This is a genomic window from Flavobacterium sp. GW823-FHT06G12, assembly GCF_058794775.1.
Map to the genome: position 1 here is coordinate 371,781 of NZ_JBXAHE010000006.1, position 18,555 is coordinate 390,335.

The 18,555-nt window shown below is 33.7% G+C and carries 18 protein-coding genes; 10 read left to right on the forward strand and 8 right to left on the reverse strand.

Going from position 1 to position 18,555, the window contains the following annotated elements:
• Positions 1-192: 192 nt before the first annotated feature.
• From gcvP to AC1Q5Z_RS22295, 6 genes are all read left to right on the forward strand, one after another.
• Positions 193-3,042, forward strand: a complete 2,850-nt coding sequence (gcvP, locus tag AC1Q5Z_RS22270; RefSeq protein WP_492446868.1) for an aminomethyl-transferring glycine dehydrogenase — start codon at positions 193-195, stop codon at positions 3,040-3,042.
• 414 nt (positions 3,043-3,456) lie between these two features.
• Entirely contained in the window at positions 3,457-4,515 is a 1,059-nt protein-coding gene (locus tag AC1Q5Z_RS22275; protein WP_198857819.1) for a 3-oxoacyl-ACP synthase III family protein, read from the forward strand.
• A gap of 141 nt (positions 4,516-4,656) precedes the next feature.
• The gene (locus tag AC1Q5Z_RS22280) at positions 4,657-5,178 is read left to right on the forward strand and encodes a methyltransferase (RefSeq protein WP_492446870.1); all 522 of its coding nucleotides are present in this window, start codon (positions 4,657-4,659) and stop codon (positions 5,176-5,178) included.
• A gap of 94 nt (positions 5,179-5,272) precedes the next feature.
• The gene (locus AC1Q5Z_RS22285; RefSeq protein ID WP_492446872.1) at positions 5,273-6,121 is read left to right on the forward strand and encodes a glycosyltransferase family 2 protein; all 849 of its coding nucleotides are present in this window, start codon (positions 5,273-5,275) and stop codon (positions 6,119-6,121) included.
• A gap of 79 nt (positions 6,122-6,200) precedes the next feature.
• On the forward strand, positions 6,201-6,947 hold the full coding sequence (locus AC1Q5Z_RS22290) for an MlaE family ABC transporter permease (RefSeq protein WP_198857822.1): 747 nt from the start codon (positions 6,201-6,203) through the stop codon (positions 6,945-6,947).
• Positions 6,947-7,708, forward strand: a complete 762-nt coding sequence (locus AC1Q5Z_RS22295; RefSeq protein ID WP_492446874.1) for an ABC transporter ATP-binding protein — start codon at positions 6,947-6,949, stop codon at positions 7,706-7,708. The genes AC1Q5Z_RS22290 and AC1Q5Z_RS22295 overlap by 1 nt, the downstream gene beginning before the upstream one ends.
• 80 nt (positions 7,709-7,788) lie before the next feature.
• Here AC1Q5Z_RS22295 and AC1Q5Z_RS22300 read toward each other — a convergent pair whose 3' ends face one another.
• The 6 genes from AC1Q5Z_RS22300 to AC1Q5Z_RS22325 all read right to left on the reverse strand — a co-directional run bounded on the left by AC1Q5Z_RS22300 (position 7,789) and on the right by AC1Q5Z_RS22325 (position 11,775).
• On the reverse strand, positions 7,789-8,391 hold the full coding sequence (locus tag AC1Q5Z_RS22300; RefSeq protein WP_492446875.1) for a SprT-like domain-containing protein: 603 nt from the start codon (positions 8,389-8,391) through the stop codon (positions 7,789-7,791).
• A gap of 12 nt (positions 8,392-8,403) precedes the next feature.
• Positions 8,404-8,616 carry a four helix bundle protein gene (locus AC1Q5Z_RS22305; protein WP_492446876.1) on the reverse strand — a complete coding sequence of 71 codons (213 nt, stop codon included), beginning with the start codon at positions 8,614-8,616 and terminating at the stop codon, positions 8,404-8,406.
• Positions 8,597-8,773: a four helix bundle protein gene (locus AC1Q5Z_RS22310; RefSeq protein ID WP_492446878.1), complete on the reverse strand. Its 177-nt coding sequence runs from the start codon at positions 8,771-8,773 to the stop codon at positions 8,597-8,599. The genes AC1Q5Z_RS22305 and AC1Q5Z_RS22310 overlap by 20 nt, the downstream gene beginning before the upstream one ends.
• Before the next feature lie 27 nt (positions 8,774-8,800).
• Positions 8,801-9,478 (reverse strand): SDR family NAD(P)-dependent oxidoreductase, encoded by a 678-nt coding sequence (locus AC1Q5Z_RS22315; protein WP_492446880.1) that lies wholly within the window; start codon positions 9,476-9,478, stop codon positions 8,801-8,803.
• 35 nt (positions 9,479-9,513) lie between these two features.
• The gene (locus tag AC1Q5Z_RS22320; RefSeq protein WP_198857828.1) at positions 9,514-10,491 is read right to left on the reverse strand and encodes a M28 family peptidase; all 978 of its coding nucleotides are present in this window, start codon (positions 10,489-10,491) and stop codon (positions 9,514-9,516) included.
• Positions 10,492-10,632: 141 nt separating this feature from the next.
• Positions 10,633-11,775 carry an acyl-CoA dehydrogenase gene (locus AC1Q5Z_RS22325; protein WP_198857829.1) on the reverse strand — a complete coding sequence of 381 codons (1,143 nt, stop codon included), beginning with the start codon at positions 11,773-11,775 and terminating at the stop codon, positions 10,633-10,635.
• Between the two features lie 496 nt (positions 11,776-12,271).
• On the opposite strand from AC1Q5Z_RS22325, the gene AC1Q5Z_RS22330 reads away from it, so the two are divergent.
• The 3 genes from AC1Q5Z_RS22330 to AC1Q5Z_RS22340 all read left to right on the forward strand — a co-directional run bounded on the left by AC1Q5Z_RS22330 (position 12,272) and on the right by AC1Q5Z_RS22340 (position 15,485).
• Positions 12,272-12,847, forward strand: a complete 576-nt coding sequence (locus tag AC1Q5Z_RS22330; protein WP_198857830.1) for a chalcone isomerase family protein — start codon at positions 12,272-12,274, stop codon at positions 12,845-12,847.
• 144 nt (positions 12,848-12,991) lie between these two features.
• Positions 12,992-14,218, forward strand: a complete 1,227-nt coding sequence (locus tag AC1Q5Z_RS22335; RefSeq protein WP_492446882.1) for a Glu/Leu/Phe/Val dehydrogenase dimerization domain-containing protein — start codon at positions 12,992-12,994, stop codon at positions 14,216-14,218.
• Between the two features lie 361 nt (positions 14,219-14,579).
• Positions 14,580-15,485, forward strand: coding sequence for an energy transducer TonB (locus tag AC1Q5Z_RS22340; RefSeq protein WP_492446884.1), 906 nt, complete (start codon positions 14,580-14,582; stop codon positions 15,483-15,485).
• A 409-nt stretch (positions 15,486-15,894) separates the two neighbouring features.
• Here AC1Q5Z_RS22340 and AC1Q5Z_RS22345 read toward each other — a convergent pair whose 3' ends face one another.
• Together AC1Q5Z_RS22345 and AC1Q5Z_RS22350 are read right to left on the reverse strand one after the other, a co-directional pair.
• The gene (locus tag AC1Q5Z_RS22345) at positions 15,895-16,290 is read right to left on the reverse strand and encodes an ExbD/TolR family protein (protein ID WP_008464192.1); all 396 of its coding nucleotides are present in this window, start codon (positions 16,288-16,290) and stop codon (positions 15,895-15,897) included.
• A 3-nt stretch (positions 16,291-16,293) separates the two neighbouring features.
• Entirely contained in the window at positions 16,294-16,989 is a 696-nt protein-coding gene (locus AC1Q5Z_RS22350) for a MotA/TolQ/ExbB proton channel family protein (protein ID WP_198857833.1), read from the reverse strand.
• 130 nt (positions 16,990-17,119) lie between these two features.
• Between AC1Q5Z_RS22350 and AC1Q5Z_RS22355 the strand changes: the two genes are divergently transcribed.
• Positions 17,120-18,346, forward strand: a complete 1,227-nt coding sequence (locus AC1Q5Z_RS22355; protein WP_492446887.1) for a bifunctional folylpolyglutamate synthase/dihydrofolate synthase — start codon at positions 17,120-17,122, stop codon at positions 18,344-18,346.
• Positions 18,347-18,555 lie beyond the last annotated feature (209 nt).

Consider the following 18,555-nt stretch of genomic DNA (forward strand, 5'->3'; position numbering starts at 1 on the left):
CAAATCTAATATTTTATTAACAAACCAAGTATTTGATTATAAATTTGATAAAAAATGAAGTTAAAAATACCTATTAAATTAGTAATAATACTTAATTTTGCGCCACAAAAAAACAACACATTTACTTTTAAATGTGATTCGTACCATAAAATGGTGTACGAGCACATTAATTAAAAAAACTTAGATAGCTACATGAAAACAGATGCTTTTGCTTTAAGACACATTGGTCCAAGAGAAACTGATCTTCAGCATATGCTGAAAACTATTGGAGTTGACTCAATCGAGCGACTTGTTTATGAAACCCTTCCAGATGACATTCGTTTAAAAGCACCTTTGAATTTAGATCCTGCGATGACCGAGTACGAATTTGCAAATCACATTCAAGAATTAGGAAGAAAAAACAAAGTATTCAAATCTTATATTGGATTGGGTTATCACCCAACTATTGTTCCTGCTCCAATTCAGAGAAACATCTTTGAAAACCCAGGATGGTATACAGCTTACACGCCTTACCAAGCAGAAATTGCTCAAGGTCGTTTGGAAGCTATTTTGAATTTTCAAACTACAGTTATTGAATTAACAGGAATGGAAATTGCAAATGCATCTTTATTAGATGAAGGTACTGCAGCTGCAGAAGCTATGGCTTTATTATTTGATGTTCGTACAAGAGATCAAAAGAAAAACAATACTCATAAATTCTTCGTTTCTGAAGAAATTCTACCACAAACTTTATCTGTTTTACAAACGCGTTCAACTCCAATTGGAATTGAATTGGTTATTGGAAACCACGAAACATTTGATTTTTCAAATGAATTTTTCGGAGCTATTTTACAATACCCAGGAAAATACGGTCAAGTAAATGATTATAGTGCTTTTGTTGCTAAGGCAAAAGAAAACGAAATTAAAGTTGCCTTTGCTGCTGATATTTTATCATTAGCTGCTTTAACTTCTCCAGGAGAAATGGGTGCAGCAGTTGTGGTTGGAACTACTCAACGTTTTGGTGTACCAATGGGTTACGGAGGTCCTCACGCAGCTTACTTTGCAACTAAAGACGAATACAAACGTTCTATGCCGGGTCGTATTATTGGAGTTTCTGTTGATACAAATGGAAACCGTGCTTTACGTATGGCTTTAGGAACTCGTGAGCAGCACATTAAACGTGAAAAAGCGACTTCAAATATTTGTACTGCTCAAGTTTTATTGGCAGTTATGGCTGGAATGTACGCGGTTTACCACGGACCAGAAGGTTTAAAATACATTGCAAATAAAGTTCATGCATCGGCGGTTACTACTGCTGAGGCTTTAAATAAAATTGGAGTTTCTCAAATTAACTCAGCTTATTTTGATACTATTTTGGTAAAAGCAGATGCTCAAAAAGTAAAAGCTATTGCTGAGAAAAACGAAGTAAACTTCTTCTATCCTGATGCTAACTCAGTTTCAATTTCATTAAATGAAACAACTTCTATTGCCGACATCAACCAAATCATTACGATTTTCGCTGAAGCTTTAGGAAAAGAAATTGTTACGGTTTCTGAATTAACTGAAGCTAGTCAATTACCTGCTTCATTAGAAAGAACTTCGTCTTTCTTAACTCATGATGTTTTCAACAATCATCATTCAGAAAGCCAATTGATGCGTTACATCAAAAAATTAGAACGTAAAGATTTATCATTAAATCATTCTATGATTTCTTTAGGTTCTTGTACAATGAAATTAAATGCAGCTTCAGAAATGTTGCCTCTTTCAATGCCAAACTGGAACAGCATTCACCCGTTTGCACCAGTTGAGCAAGCTGAAGGTTACATTACAATGCTTAAAAAATTAGAGCAACAATTAAATGTAATTACTGGTTTTGCTGGAACAACTTTACAGCCAAACTCAGGAGCTCAAGGAGAATATGCTGGTTTAATGGCTATTCGTGCTTACCACATGTCAAGAAACGAAGGTCACCGTAATGTATGTTTAATTCCATCATCGGCTCACGGAACAAATCCTGCTTCTGCTGCGATGGCGGGAATGAAAATTATCGTTACTAAAACCACTCCAGAAGGAAATATTGACGTAGAAGATTTAAGAGAAAAAGCGATTGAGCACAAAGATGATTTATCTTGTTTAATGGTAACGTATCCTTCTACTCACGGAGTTTTCGAATCTTCAATTATTGAAATCACTAAATTAATCCACGATAATGGCGGATTAGTATATATGGATGGTGCAAACATGAACGCGCAAGTTGGATTAACAAATCCTGCTACAATTGGCGCTGACGTTTGTCACTTAAACTTACACAAAACATTCGCTATTCCTCACGGTGGCGGTGGACCTGGAGTTGGACCAATCTGTGTGAATGAAAAATTAGTTCCGTTCTTGCCAACAAATCCAATCTTAAAAGTAGGTGGTGAACAAGCAATTACCGCAATTTCATCTGCTCCTTACGGATCTGCTTTAGTATGTTTAATTTCTTATGGCTACATTACAATGATGGGAGCTGAAGGATTAAAAAGTGCTACAGAACACGCAATCTTGAATGCCAACTATATGAAATCTCGTTTTGAAGGTCACTACCCAATTCTTTATACTGGAGAATGCGGAAGAGCGGCTCACGAAATGATTTTAGATTGCCGTGCATTTAAAGAAAACGGAATCGAAGTTGGTGATATCGCAAAACGTTTAATGGATTACGGTTTCCACGCTCCAACGGTTTCTTTCCCAGTTGCTGGAACTTTAATGATCGAGCCAACAGAATCTGAAGATTTAGCTGAGTTAGATCGTTTCTGTGATGCACTTATTTCAATCAGAAAAGAGATTGAAGCTGCAACTGCTGATGATAAAAACAATGTATTGAAAAATGCACCTCATACATTAGCAATGTTAACTTCTGATGCTTGGGATTTCCCTTACTCAAGAGAAACAGCAGCTTATCCATTAGATTACATCGCAGATAATAAATTTTGGCCATCTGTTCGTCGTGTAGATGATGCTTATGGTGACAGAAACTTAGTTTGCAGCTGTGCTCCTATTGAAGCTTACATGGAAAGCTAAGAATTAGCTTTTATAAATATCCAAACCCGACAGATTTCAAAAACCTGTCGGGTTTATTTTTTGTTTTGGATTTTAAGTTTCAGTTTATGATTGCTACTTTAAACCTGAAACTTTAAACTTTCTTCAAACAAAAGACTAAAGAAGAAATCTGATTTAAAGAAACATAACTTTCTGCTAATCTTTTGTGAAATTATTTCAATAAAATAAACATTACACCGAAAAAAAAATCAGTCCTAAAAACTATTTCAATCGTTTGAAATCTAGGAAATATTAAAAAATCATTAGAAAAAAAACAATATATCAACCTAAAAATCGTTTTTTCATAATTATATGCATGCATACTATTTTTTATGATAGTTATCATAATATTATTTATACATTAGCAATAAATTTATCGGATAATTAAGGGAAAAAATGAAAATAAAAATTATTGGTATTGGGAGCTATATTCCTAATCTAGAAGTAAAAAACACAGATTTTGATAAACATGTTTTTTTAAATGAGGATGGAACTCCTTTTGGTTATCCGAATGAAGTTGTAATTAAAAAATTTAAAGGCATCACTGGAATCCAAAACCGTCGTTATGCCGAACCTCAATATAATGCTTCTGATTTAGCTTTTTTTGCTGCACAAAAAGCAATTGCAAATGCAGGAATAGATGCCGAAACTCTAGACTATATTATTTTCGCCCATAATTTTGGTGACGTAAAAACAGGAACGCATCAAACAGATGTTTTACCAAGTTTAGCAACTCGAGTGAAAAACAAATTAGGAATCAAAAATCCTAAATGTGTAGCTTACGATATTCTTTTTGGATGCCCTGGATGGATTGAAGGCGTATTGCAAGCGAACGCTTTTATCAAATCTGGAATGGCAAAAAGAGTTATGGTAATTGGAGCCGAGACTCTATCTAGAGTTGTTGATGATCATGATCGTGATTCTATGATTTACTCTGACGGAGCTGGAGTTTCAATTTTAGAAGCATCAACAGATGAAACTGGATTACTATCTTATGAGAGCGCCACTTTCGCCAATGATGAAGCCAATTATCTTTTCTTCGGAAAATCTTATAATCCAGATTTAGATCCAGACATTAAATACATCAAAATGTACGGACGTAAAATCTACGAATTTGCTTTAAGCAATGTTCCATGCGCCATGAAAAGTTGCTTAGATAAAAGCGGTATTTCAATTGATGAAGTCAAAAAAATCCTGATCCATCAAGCAAACGAAAAAATGGACGAAGCAATTATCGAACGTTTCTACAAACTTTACGATAAAACACCTCCAAAAGATATTATGCCAATGAGTATTCATGATTTAGGAAACAGTAGTGTTGCCACTGTTCCTACTTTATATGATTTGATTCTACAAGGAAAAATAGAAAATCACGAAATCAACAAAGGCGACGTTCTTATTTTTGCTTCGGTTGGAGCAGGAATGAACATTAATGCTTTTGTTTACCGATACTAGTCGCTGTTTTCAGTTTCATAGACTGAAAACTCTGATTGAGACTGAAAACTAAAAAAGTCCGCACTATAAGGTGCGGACTTTTTTAGTATATTTGCGACCTAATTAAAATCAAGAACGAGAGATTGTTCGTTCGCAATAACTATGTACGAAAAAACGTTTCCGAATAAAAGATTCAAACTTTCCTTAGAGTTTTTACAAAAGCACGTTAGCACATCAGAGACTATTTTTGATTTTGGAGTTCCAAATCCGTTCTCTAAAATAATGGAAGAAAATGGATATACTGTAAAAAATACAAAAGGCGAAGATTTAGACAACAATCATACGGCGCTACAAACAGAAGAATATACTGTTTTTACTGCATTTGAGATTTTCGAACATTTACTAAATCCATATACCATTTTGCAAAATGTAAAATGTGATAAATTACTAATTTCAATTCCGTTACGCTTATGGTTTTCGCCAGCATATCGTTCTAAAACAGATATGTGGGACAGACATTACCATGAATTTGAAGATTGGCAATTAGATTGGCTTTTAGAAAAAACAGGCTGGAAAATAACCGACCGATTACAATTTACACATCCAGTAAAAAAGTTTGGTTTAAGACCTTTATTAAGATACTTCACTCCAAGATATTATATTGTTGTAGCTGAAAGAGCTTAACTTCAAATTCTAATAAAAAATCTCAAATTCCAATTGAACTCGTTTCGATTGGAATTTGGAATTTATAAAAATTGGGATTTAAATTGAAAATTTTATGAAATATTACATCGTCATTCCCGCACACAACGAACAAGATCTTATTGGTCTTACTTTACAATCATTGGTTTCACAAACTGTTTTGCCTTCAAAAGTTGTGGTTGTAAATGACAATTCGACTGATAAAACAGAAGAAGTTGTATTGGGTTTTGCAAAAGAGAATCCGTACATCTCTGTTGTAAATAAAACTTCAGATGCGATTCATATGCCGGGGAGTAAAGTGATTCAAGCTTTTCAAAAAGGTTTTGAAACTTTAGATTCTAATTACGACATTATTGTAAAAATTGACGGCGATTTAATTTTTCCTCCTAATTATTTTGAAACCATTATTAAACATTTCGAATCAGATCCAAGGGTTGGAATGGCTGGCGGATTCTGCTACATAGATAAAAATGGCGAATGGATTTTGGAAAACCTTACCGATAAAGACCATATTCGCGGTGCTTTAAAAGCATACCGCGCAGCAACTTTTCAGCAGATTGGAGGTTTACGTCCTGCAATGGGTTGGGATACTGTCGACGAATTGCTTTGCAAGTATTACGATTGGAAAATTGTTACAGACGAATCTTTACATGTAAAACACTTAAAACCAACTGGTGCAAATTATAACAAAATAGCTCGTTATAAACAAGGCGAAGCTTTTTATACTTTAGGATATGGTTTTTGGATCACTGCAATTGCTTCTGCAAAATTGGCAATGATGAAGAAAAAACCTTTTCTATTTCTAGACTACATTAGAGGTTTTTGGAAAGCGAAAAAAGCTAAAACTCCTTTATTGGTAACACCAGAACAAGCTAAATTTATTAGAAATTATCGTTTCCAAAAAATGAAACAAAAGCTTTTTTAATCTTAAAAAAATTAAAAAACTGCCAAGCCGAAACGGTAAACTGTAAACTAATCCTTAATTTAGCCAATATTTAAAAATTATGATGCTAATCCGTTATTTATCCCAAATCGGGAAATATTTTTTAATGCTGAAGGAAATTTTCAATAAACAGACTAAATGGCCTGTTATGAAAAATCTAATTCTAAAAGAAATCGATGATCTTATTATTGATTCACTTGGAATTGTTTGCTTTATCTCTTTTTTCATTGGAGGAGTTGTTGCCATTCAAACAGCGTTAAACTTAACTAACCCTCTAATCCCAAAATATTTAATAGGTTTTGCTACACGCCAATCTGTAATCTTGGAGTTTGCTCCTACTTTTATTTCGGTAATTATGGCCGGAAAAATGGGATCGTATATTACTTCAAGTATCGGAACAATGCGCGTTACAGAACAAATTGATGCTTTAGAGGTTATGGGAGTTAACTCTGTAAACTATCTTGTTTTTCCAAAAATAATCGCTTTACTAATGTACCCTTTTGTAATCGGGATTAGTATGTTTTTAGGAATTTTTGGCGGATGGATGGCTTGTGCTTATGGAGGATTTTCAACTGGTGCCGATTTTATAATGGGAGCTCAAAAAGATTTCATACCGTTCCATATTACTTATGCCTTTATTAAAACTTTAATCTTTGCCATGTTATTGGCAACAATTCCATCTTTTCACGGATATTATATGAAAGGTGGTGCATTAGAAGTTGGTAAGGCAAGTACAACATCATTCGTATGGACTTCAGTTTGTATCATTCTTTTTAATTATATATTAACTCAATTATTATTAGGATAATGATAGAAGTAAAAAATATAGAAAAATCATTTGGCGATAGTAAAGTTTTAAAAGGCGTTTCAACAATATTTGAAACAGGAAAAACCAACTTGATTATTGGACAAAGTGGATCTGGAAAAACAGTTCTATTAAAAACATTATTAGGAATTCATACGCCAGATTCAGGAACAATTGAATTTGACGGAAGAGTTTATTCTGATTTGGACAAAGACGAAAAACGTGACTTGAGAACCGAAATCGGAATGGTATTTCAGGGAAGTGCCTTATTTGACTCGATGACAGTTGAAGAAAATGTAGCTTTCCCGCTAAAAATGTTCACCAATAATAGCAAAGCACAAATTAAAGAAAGAGTTGACTTTGTTTTAGAAAGAGTAAATCTTGTTGACGCTCACAAAAAATTACCTTCTGAGATTTCTGGAGGTATGCAAAAACGTGTGGCTATTGCACGTGCTATTGTAAACAATCCGAAATATTTGTTTTGTGACGAACCTAACTCTGGTCTAGATCCAAATACTTCGACTTTGATTGACAACTTAATTCAGGAAATCACAAAAGAATACAACATTACAACCGTAATTAATACTCACGATATGAACTCTGTAATGGAGATTGGTGAGAATATTGTTTTCTTAAAGAAAGGTCTTAAAGCTTGGCAAGGAACTAAAGAGGAAATCTTTAGAACTGACAACAAAGACATCGTAAAGTTTGTTTATTCTTCAAACCTTTTCAAAAAAGTAAGAGAAGCCTATTTGAAAAGCTAAAGTCTTTTTAAAATATTAAAAATCCCAAACTCCAAAGTTTACTACAATTGGAATTTGGGATTTTTTTATTGGAATTTCTTTCAGTGAACATTGATTAGTTCCACTTCCGCATTCGGATTAAAAAGATATGTTTTCCCTGAGCTTATTTCGATGCATTCAAAACGTTTGGTACGAACGGCCAATTTCTTGAAAACTTTTCCGTTTTTGATCCTAAAAACACTTCCATACGGAATTTCAAAAACATAGTTCTTATCATTATCCTTGTCATATTGTTTTAAAGCCAAAGACAAAGTGGTATCGGTGTCACTACTTGCAGAAGGATTTTTGAAATGTCTTGCCAACAAAGGCAATATTTGCCCAGGAAATATTTCTGGCCGAATAAACGGAACCATCAATCGCTGAAATGTAAATTTCCACTCATTTCCATGCGGTTTTATATTTCGTCCAAATTTTTCAAAAGCAACTAAATGTGCAATTTCATGAATTAGCGTAATTAAAAACCGATATTTATTCAAACTTGCATTAACCGTAATTTCATGTTTTCCACTTGGTCCGCGTCTATAATCTCCGTGACGCGTTTGGCGTTCGTTTACAATTTTCAAATGAACCTGATTGGCCACTATCAAATCAAAAACGGGTTTTACCGCATGTTCTGGAATATATTTAGCTAAAGTATCGCTCAATTTAATTATGAATTATGAGTTTTGAGTTATGAGTTTTTTCTTTGTCGTTAAAATTATACTTTTTATGATTTTTAGCACTTCTTCACATTGCTTGTGCATTGATTCAAATTCAGCAATAGTAATATACTTTGTTTCAATCAATATTTCTAACCAATACATTGATTCATCACATTCTTTCTGAGAAATTGATAATTTATGAATAAAATCAGCTTTGCTTTTGCGCATTCACAGCTTCCCGAACATTGGCACCAACTGAAGTAACCGAACGCAAAAACTGTTTACTCATTACAAATTCTTTCCTTTCTGCAACTAGCCATTTATAAAAGTTAACTCCTCTTACAGCTAACTCAAAACTTTTAGTTTTCACAACACTCTCACTCATAATTCAAAACTCATAATTCATAACTAATTATGGATTAGTTGAAGAAACTTCAAGAACTTTTCCGTTAAAATACTTATTTCCGTTTAATGTAAAATCATAAATATAAGTTGCCATTCCTTCTGCTGAAATCGGCGCTTGATATCCAGGAAAAGCTTCGTTTAGCATTTCGGTCTGAACAGAACCTAAAGCCAAAACATTAAATGAAATTCCTTTTTCTTTATATTCTTCGGCTAGTAATTCAGTCAAAGTAATTACAGCACCTTTGCTCGAACTATAAGCAGCTAATCCTGCGAATTTCAAACTTCCGCGAACTCCACCAATCGAACTAATCGTAACTACGTGACTTCCTTTTTCTAAATACGGAATACAAATACGAGTTAGATTCGCAACAGCAAAAACATTCACTTTATAAATACTTTCAAAATCTGCTTGTGTAGTTTGCTCAAAAGGTTTTAAAAGCAAAGCACCCGCATTATGAACTACTGCATCTACTTTTTTCCATGTCGAAGAAAGAAAATTTTCAACCTGTCTTAAAGCATTTTCATCTGCCAAATCAACAGACAGACAAGTTACGTTTTGATGTTCTATAAGTGCTTGTGGTATTTTTCTAGAAATGGCCAAAACCTGATGGCCAGCTTCAGCAAATTTTAAGGCTAATTCGTAACCAATTCCTCTGCTTGTTCCTGTAACGATAATATTTTTCATATCGCAAAAATAATCAAATGCTGTAAAACAGCCTCTTATTTGTTCATGGTTATTTCTTGAGTTGGCGAAACAGCAATTTTGGTTACTGCAGGCAATAATTCTTGTGTGAATGCCGTGATATGCGGAATATCCATTAATTTAAATTCATCTGAAACATGATGATAATAATCAAAGTTTTCAAAATCAAAAGTACTTAGAGATTGGCATGGTTTTCCGAAAGCCTGAAAAAACGAATAATTATCAGATCTATAAAACAGCTTATACTCTGCTTCTTTTGGTAAAAATCCGATGGTGTTTTTTCCTGTGTATTCATTTATTTTTTGCGCCATATTCGATTTATCAAAACCTGTTATATAAGCTAGATAATCGCGTTTCATTGGAACACCGATCATTTCGATATTTAATTGCGTGTAAAGATTGAAATTTTGCTTTTTTAATTTCTCTACTAAACTTTTAGATCCTAATAATCCTTTTTCTTCTCCCGCAAAAAATACAATTAATATACTTCTTTTGTTAGCTTTAGTTGTGCTAAAATATTTTGCCATTGCAGCTACAGAAGTTACTCCCGAAGCATCGTCATTGGCACCATTATTAATTTTATCAGCCTGATCTTTTGTCTCTAAACCAATATGATCGTAATGCGCGCTCAAAACAACAAATTCTTTTTTTAGTTCAGGATCTGTTCCCTCAATAACTCCAACAATATTAAACGCTGGCTTTTCGAAATTGGTTAAAGTATCACGATAAGTTTTAAAATACGGTTTAATTTTATTTTTCTTTAAAAAGTCTTCCAAGAAAACGGCCGCTTTTTCAATTCCTTTCGTTCCAGTCTCACGTCCTTCTAATTCATCAGAAGAAAGATATTTTAAGAAATCTGAAATTTCAGATTCCTTTACTTTATAACTGATTTCTATAGGTTTTGAAACTCCTTTTATCTCATTCTCTTTTGTTGTTGAAGTTCCCGATTTGCATGCTAGAAAAACAAGAGGAAGCAGAAAGTATAGCTTTTTCATAATGTTTGGTTTGATTTAATACTGAGTAAGAAACAAAAATTTACTTTAAGGCATAAACTTATGAAAAGTAATAGAATATTCATAAAAAAACCCTTTCAAACTAAAAGCTGAAAGGGTTTTAAAATTTATTTTGAAATCTATTTATCCTGCAATAACTGCTCTAGAAATTACAATTTTCTGAATTTCAGAAGTTCCTTCGTAGATCTGAGTGATTTTAGCATCACGCATTAAACGCTCTACATGGTATTCTTTCACGTATCCATTTCCTCCGTGAATTTGAACAGCTTCAACAGATGTATCCATTGCAACTTGTGAAGCAAATAATTTTGCCATTGCACCACTCACATCGTAATTTTTATGATTGTCTTTATCCCAAGCTGCTTTCATACATAAATGACGCGCTGCTTCAATATTCACTGCCATATCTGCCAATTTAAAAGCAATTGCCTGATGATTGCAGATTTCAGTTCCAAAAGCTTTACGCTCTTTAGAATATTTCAAAGCCATTTCATAAGCTCCAGAAGCAATTCCTAATGCTTGAGATGCAATTCCGATTCTTCCTCCCGCAAGAGTTTTCATAGCAAATTTAAATCCGAAACCATCTTCTCCGATTCTGTTTTCTTTTGGAACTTTAACATCAGAAAACATTAAAGAATGTGTATCCGAACCACGAATTCCCATTTTTTGTTCTTTCGGACCAACTGAGAAACCTGGCATATCTTTCGTCATAATCAAAGCATTGATTCCTTTGTGCTTTAATTCTGGATGAGTTTGTGCAATTACTAAATATACAGAAGCTGTATTTCCGTTTGTAATCCAGTTTTTAGTTCCGTTCACTAAATAGTGATCTCCCATATCAACCGCTGTTGTTTTTTGAGAAGTTGCATCACTTCCTGCTTCAGGCTCACTTAAACAGAAAGCTCCGTGAATTTCTCCAGAAGCTAAACCTGGCAAATATTTTTGTTTTTGTTCTTCGGTACCATATTCTTGTAATCCCCAGCAAACTAATGAATTGTTTACAGACATTACAACAGAAGCAGAAGCATCTATTTTAGAAATTTCTTCCATTGCAATAACATAAGAAATAGCGTCAAGACCGCTTCCTCCGTATTTAGGATCAACCATCATTCCCATAAATCCAAGCTCACCCATTTTTTTGATTTGCTCAGTTGGAAAAATTTGTTTTTCGTCTCGTTCAATAACTCCCGGCAATAATTCATTTTGAGCAAAATCTCTTGCTGCCTGTTGAATCATTAAATGTTCTTCGGTAAGATTAAAATCCATAGTAGTTTACTTTAAATGTTTTTCTCAACCAGATTTCAAAACAGATTTCTTTAGTTGATAGTTTTTTTATGTTTTTTGTGTTTTTTCGAAGCCTCTTTTTTTAAAGCAAAGGCTTCCAAAGATACTTTTTAAAAGTGTAATTTACAATGCATGCATACAAAATTAATAGATCAGCAAAGATAACGATAACGTTTTCGTAATTATTTAGCTTTTTCTCCAAATGAGCGTTAATCTCGCAACAATTCTTTTAAAACTTAAAAGTCTTTTTTTCTTTTTAAAGTATAGAAAAACGAACATTTTTGATGACTTTTTAGCAGTCTTTAATTAAACAATTCTTAAAACACGTAAATCTACGTAAAATTAGTCTTACTAAATTGATTTTTAATGTAATACAAAAATTAAATGTAAATTTTACAGAAAAAAAACATATTAAAAATGAACCAAATATTAATAAATTAACATTATTTTTGACCAAAAAATAAATAATTGATAGAACATGAAAAAGATTTTACTATTACTAACATTCCTCTTAAGCTTACAATTTTCTACTGTTTCGGCACAAACTCAAATCGATGTTAATGGCGTAACAGTTCCTAGAAAAATAGATTTTCTTGGTAAGACTTTACAACTTAACGGTGCTGGTGGAAGATCAAAAATGTGGTTGGAAGTTTATGTGCAGGCATTGTATTTATCTCAACTAGCGCAGGATCCTCAATTCATTATTGATAGTGATACTGAAATGGCAGTTAGAATCGAAATTACTTCTTCTATGGTTTCTTCAAATAAACTGACAAAAGCTATGAACACAGGTTTTGAAAAATCTGCGGGTGCAAATCTTGAACAATTACGTCCTAGAATTGAGCAGTTAAAAAGTTTCTTAAGCGATGCCATTACAGAAAAAGATGTTTTCATTTTAGCATACAACCCATTAGACCAAAATGTTTATGTTTCTAAAAACGAAGTTTTGAAAGGAAAAATTCCTGGATTCGATTTCAAAAAAGCATTATTTGGAATCTGGCTTTCTGACAAACCAGTTGACGAAACTTTGAAAAAACATTTATTAGGACAATAATTCTTAATTTTCTGAATATTCAAAAAGCCGTCCCGAAAAATTTCGGGACGGCTTTTCTTTTTTGTTTTATAAATTTGATGCAAAATACATTATTCGCATTATTCTATTTTATACATTTACGCAAAATAAACATATCACAACAAAATGAAAGATTTATTACAACAATTTGAAAACAAAGCACCTGAAATTGTTTTCAATTGGAAAGATTCAGAAACAGAAGCCGAAGGGTGGACTGTTATTAATTCACTTCGTGGAGGAGCTGCGGGTGGAGGAACAAGAATGAGAAAAGGCTTAGACATGAACGAAGTTTTGTCATTGGCTAAAACTATGGAAGTTAAATTCTCAGTTTCTGGTCCTGCAATTGGAGGAGCTAAATCTGGAATAAATTTTGATCCAAACGATCCTCGCAAAAAAGGTGTTTTGCAACGTTGGTACAAAGCCGTTTCTCCTTTATTAAAAAGCTATTATGGAACTGGAGGAGATTTAAATGTTGATGAGATTCACGAAGTAATTCCAATGACGGAAGAATGTGGTGTTTGGCATCCGCAGGAAGGTGTTTTTAATGGACACTTTAAACCAACCGAAGCTGATAAAATTAATAGAATCGGACAATTACGTCAAGGTGTAATTAAAGTAATTGAAAATCCTAAATTCTCACCAGACGTTACTAGAAAATATACCGTTGCCGATATGATTACTGGTTTTGGTGTTGCAGAAGCAGTTCGTCATTTTTACGCAACTTACGGCGGAGACATTAAAGGTAAAAAAGCGATTGTTCAAGGTTTCGGAAACGTAGGTTCTGCAGCTGCTTTTTATTTAGCAGAAATGGGAGCGAAAGTTATCGGAATCATTGATCGCGATGGCGGATTAATAAAAGAAGAAGGTTTTTCTTTTGAAGAAATTAGAACGTTGTTTTTAAACAAAGACGGAAACAAATTAATAGCCGATAATATGATTCCGTTTGAGGAAATCAATTCTAAAATCTGGACTATTGGTGCTGAAATATTTACTCCTTGTGCAGCTTCAAGATTGGTAACTCAAGCTCAAATTGACAGCTTGATCGCAAACGGATTGGAAGTAATTTCATGCGGAGCAAATGTTCCTTTTGCTGACAAAGAAATTTTCTTTGGTTCTATCATGGAAGAAGTAGACCGTAAAGTAAGTTTGATTCCTGACTTTATTTCGAACTGCGGAATGGCAAGAGTTTTTGCTTATTTCATGGAGAAAAAAGTTCAAATGACCGATGAGGCTATTTTTAACGATACATCTGATACCATTAAAAATGCGATTGTTAAAGCTCACGCTCTGAGTTCGTCAAAAACAAATATTAGTGCAACTGCTTTTGAGATTGCATTGAAACAGTTGGTGTAATATATTCTACACTTTAATATATAAACGAGCCAGATTTATTGTTTGGCTCGTTTTTTTGTACTGTAAATATTTAACGCAAAGTATGCTAAGATATTTTTATTCAGAGCGCAAGCAATATCTAAATATTAAGTTCGCAAAGCTTTATCTTGACAAAGCTTTGTGAACTTTTAATCTTAAGATTCACTCAAATTTAAGTCAATTAAAACTTTGCGTTTCTTTGCGTAAATCTTAGCGTGCTTTGCGTTATAATTTTTTAAAAAACCTTAGCACCCTTTGCGGTTAAATTCTCTCTTTCATTCTAAACAATTTTTACTACTTTTAAACGTTTTTAAAATAATACATTTCAAAATTCAGAATTTAAATGAGTTCCTCTATTTCTTCAGATCAAAAGAAATCATTACTATTCACAATCGCTATTTATGCGGTAGTTATTGCGTTGCTGTTTTTTATACGTTTTTGGCCTCCTTATAATCCTGAAAACAATGTTGCACTTGCAGATGGCGGCGGAGGTGGCGGCGGCGTAACTGTAAATTTTGGAGATAGCGATTTAGGTTCTGGTGCCAATTATAAAAGCGAAGTTTTGGATGTAAAAAACAATGTAAAACAAGCTCCTGCAAAAGCAACTCCAGAAGAAGAATCGATTATTACGCAGGAAAACACGACAACAGAAAATGATGTTGTGATTCCGACAAAAGAAAAACCGAAGAAACCTGTTCCTGTTGAAAAACCGATACAAAAACCTGTCCCGGAGAAACCAAAAGTTTCTAACTCAACAAACGATGCTTTAGCGAGTATTATGAAAGGCTCAAACAAAGGCGGTGATGGAGATGATAAAGCAGCAGGAAATAAAGGAAAAGCTAACGGAAGCTTAAACTCTAACGGATATTATGGCTCTGGTGGTTCTGGCGGAGGAACTGGAGGCGGTAACGGAACCGGAAATGGCATTGGCACTGGAAGCGGTTACGGAGCAGGAACTGGCGGTGGTTCTGGCGGAGGATCTGGATATTCTCTAGGAAACAGAAAAGCTTTATCTAAACCAGCACCAAAATATACTTGTAACGAAGAAGGAAAAGTGGTTGTTGAAGTAAGTGTTGACCAAAACGGAAAAACAATAAGCGCAACTCCAGGAATTAAAGGAACAACCAATACCGCAAAATGCTTATTAGATCAAGCAAGAATTGCAGCAATGAATACCAAATGGGAATCTGACAGTGATGCTCCTGCAAAACAAGTTGGAAAAATTATTTATAATTTCAGTTTGGATTAAAAAACAGATTTACACTAAATCTGTTTTCTATAAAAAAGGCTTTCAGAAATCTGAAAGCCTTTTTTATAGAAATTGTTTGACTCATTTCTTTCGTTCAGTTTGTCATTTCGACGAAGGAGAAATCTTCGCGAGAAGCTCTACAAAGATTGGATTTTCGTTGCGGAGCTACTTGTGGAGATTTCTCCTTCGTCGAAATGACAAAATTGCGTTTTTTACTTCTCCTATTAAATAACAGGTTTTAAAAACCTGTCAGGTCAAGATTATCAATTAGTTCGCGTGAGGGATAGAAGCTGGCTACCGAAGTAGCGCTCCCGATAGCTATCGGGACAACCACAATAAAAAAATGGGCAAATCAACGTTATGCTAATTGGCCCATTTTTTTATTGTGGTCACGCCCTAATAATTATTTTTACTTCGGACTAGTTGCGATTACAAACTTCAAATTGTTCTTTACTCCTATCTGTAAAACATCTACTAAGTCTTGAACTTGCAAATTAAACGGAATTCGAACTACGACAGTTTGCTCTTTGTCTGTTCCTATTTTTGACATTAAACTGGTTTCTAGATTTTCGAAATCTACTTCCTGTTTGTCTATGTAGAACTTTTTATCTTCGGTAACCGATAAACTAATTAATTGTTTATTGGTCTTTTCATTCGCTTTAGCTTTTGGCAATGTCATCTTAATCACGTTCGGATTTGCCAGTGTTGAGATAATTAAGAAAAACAACAGCAGGAAAAACATGATATCGCTCAAAGATGAAGTCGCAACTTCGGCGTGAAATCTTCTTTTTCTTTTAATAGACATGGCTTATGCTCTTTGAATTATATTGACAAATTCTAAAATCTGTTTCTGAATTTTTAAAGCAAAATTATCAATCTTTCCGTTTAATAAGTGGTAAGCGCTATAAGCAATAATACCCACAATTAATCCAGAACCAGAACTGATCATTTTCTCGTACAAACCTCCAGAAATATTTCCGATACTGATATTTTCAGTAACCGAAATACTGTAGAAAATCTTGATAACCCCAGAAATAGTTCCGATGAAACCTAATGTTGGCGCAATACCAGCAATAAGTCCTAAGTGACCTAAATGTCTTTCCATTTCGCCAATTTCGATATCGGCAGCGCGATCCATATTAGCTTCAATTTCAGAAATTGGTCTTCCAATTACCAAAACGCCTTCTTTTAAAATATTTCCAGCTGCAGTATTATTTCTTTCTACAATTGTTCTTGCCAATTCGATATTTCCAGAATGTAATTTTTCACTAATATCTTGCATTAATCTGCTGTCGATTTTAGACGCACGGCTGATGTACATATAACGTTCAAAAATCAGGTAAATAGTGTAAAACAATAAAATCGCGATCGGAATTAAGAACACTCCCCCTTTCATGATGAAACCAAACATTGAAATTTCATTTTGTGGCGCTGCGATCTTCTCGACCACTACATTTGAGGCATTTGCGATTGTATCTGTTTGTAACTGAATAAAACTAAACATATATTAATTCTGGTTTTTAATAATTAATTCTAAAAAATATTTGAAATTTGCAATAAAGATAATTTTCGCTGTAATATTAAACTACAAAAATCGAAATTTATTTCAATCAACAACCATTTTATCTAAACAAATGAACTATCAAGAAACTACCAATTGGATGTTTAATCAACTTCCAATGTACCAATTGCAAGGTGCTTCTGCGTATAAAGAAGATTTAACGAATATCAAATTGTTGGCAGCTCATCTTGATAATCCGCAAAACGAGCTAAAATGCATTCACGTCGCGGGAACAAACGGAAAAGGTTCTACTTCGCATATGCTTTCGTCTGTTTTACAAGAAGCAGGATATAAAGTTGGCTTATATACTTCTCCGCACTTGAAGGATTTTAGAGAAAGAATTAAAATAAACGGTAAAGAAATCTCGGAAGAGTTTGTTATTGAATTTGTTGCGAAACACAAAGATTTTTTTGAAGCCAATGATATGAGTTTCTTCGAAATGTCGGTTGGATTGGCTTTTGATTATTTTGCTGCAGAAAAAGTGGATATTGCTATAATCGAAGTGGGTCTTGGCGGAAGATTGGACGCTACCAATATCATTACGCCTTTGGTTTCGGTAATTACTAATATTGGTTTAGATCACACTCAATTTTTAGGAAATACTCTGGAAGCGATTGCAGGAGAAAAAGCGGGAATTATAAAACCGAATGTTCCAGTTGTTATTGGCGAATATAATGACGAAACTAAACCTGTATTTTTGGCTAAAGCCGAAGAAAACAATGCGCCGATTTATTTTGCATCAGATTTGATTGATCAGATTTATTTGTCGGACTTGATTGGAGATTATCAGTTTCATAATAAAAAGACGGTTCAGCAGACGATTTCGATTTTGAACAATGAAACCGATTTTAAAGTTTCGATTGAACAATTAAAAGAAGGTTTATTGCATGTTGTAAAAAATACTGGTTTACAAGGCAGATGGCAGCAATTGGGAGAAAACCCAAAAATTATTTGCGACACTGCTCACAATAAACACGGATTATCGGTTGTAATGAATCAGCTGAAGAATGAAAAATACGAGAAACTGCATATTGTTTTGGGTGTTGTGAATGATAAAGATCTAGATTCTATTTTGCCACTTTTCCCAAAAGAAGCGCAATATTATTTCTGTCATCCAAATTCGTCACGAGCTTTGCCTGCTGAAACTTTAAAAAATGCGGCTGAAAAATTCAGTTTAATAGGAGAAAAATACGATTCTGTTGAAATCGCTTTCGCGGAAGCAAAGAAAAATGCTTTAGAAAATGATTTTATTTACGTTGGCGGAAGTACTTTTGTTGTTGCCGAATTGCCTTTGGATTAAAATATACTTTTGATTTAGAAAAAAACTTAAAAAATTCTTTTTAATAACAAATTCATAAACAAATAGATATAAGTTATTTTTAAAAAAGTTTTATTTTTTATTGTTTTTTGTTTGCAGAACTCAAAAACAGGCGTATATTTGCACTCGCAATCACAAACGATAGCAACCTAGTAAAATAGGGCGATTAGCTCAGCTGGTTCAGAGCACCT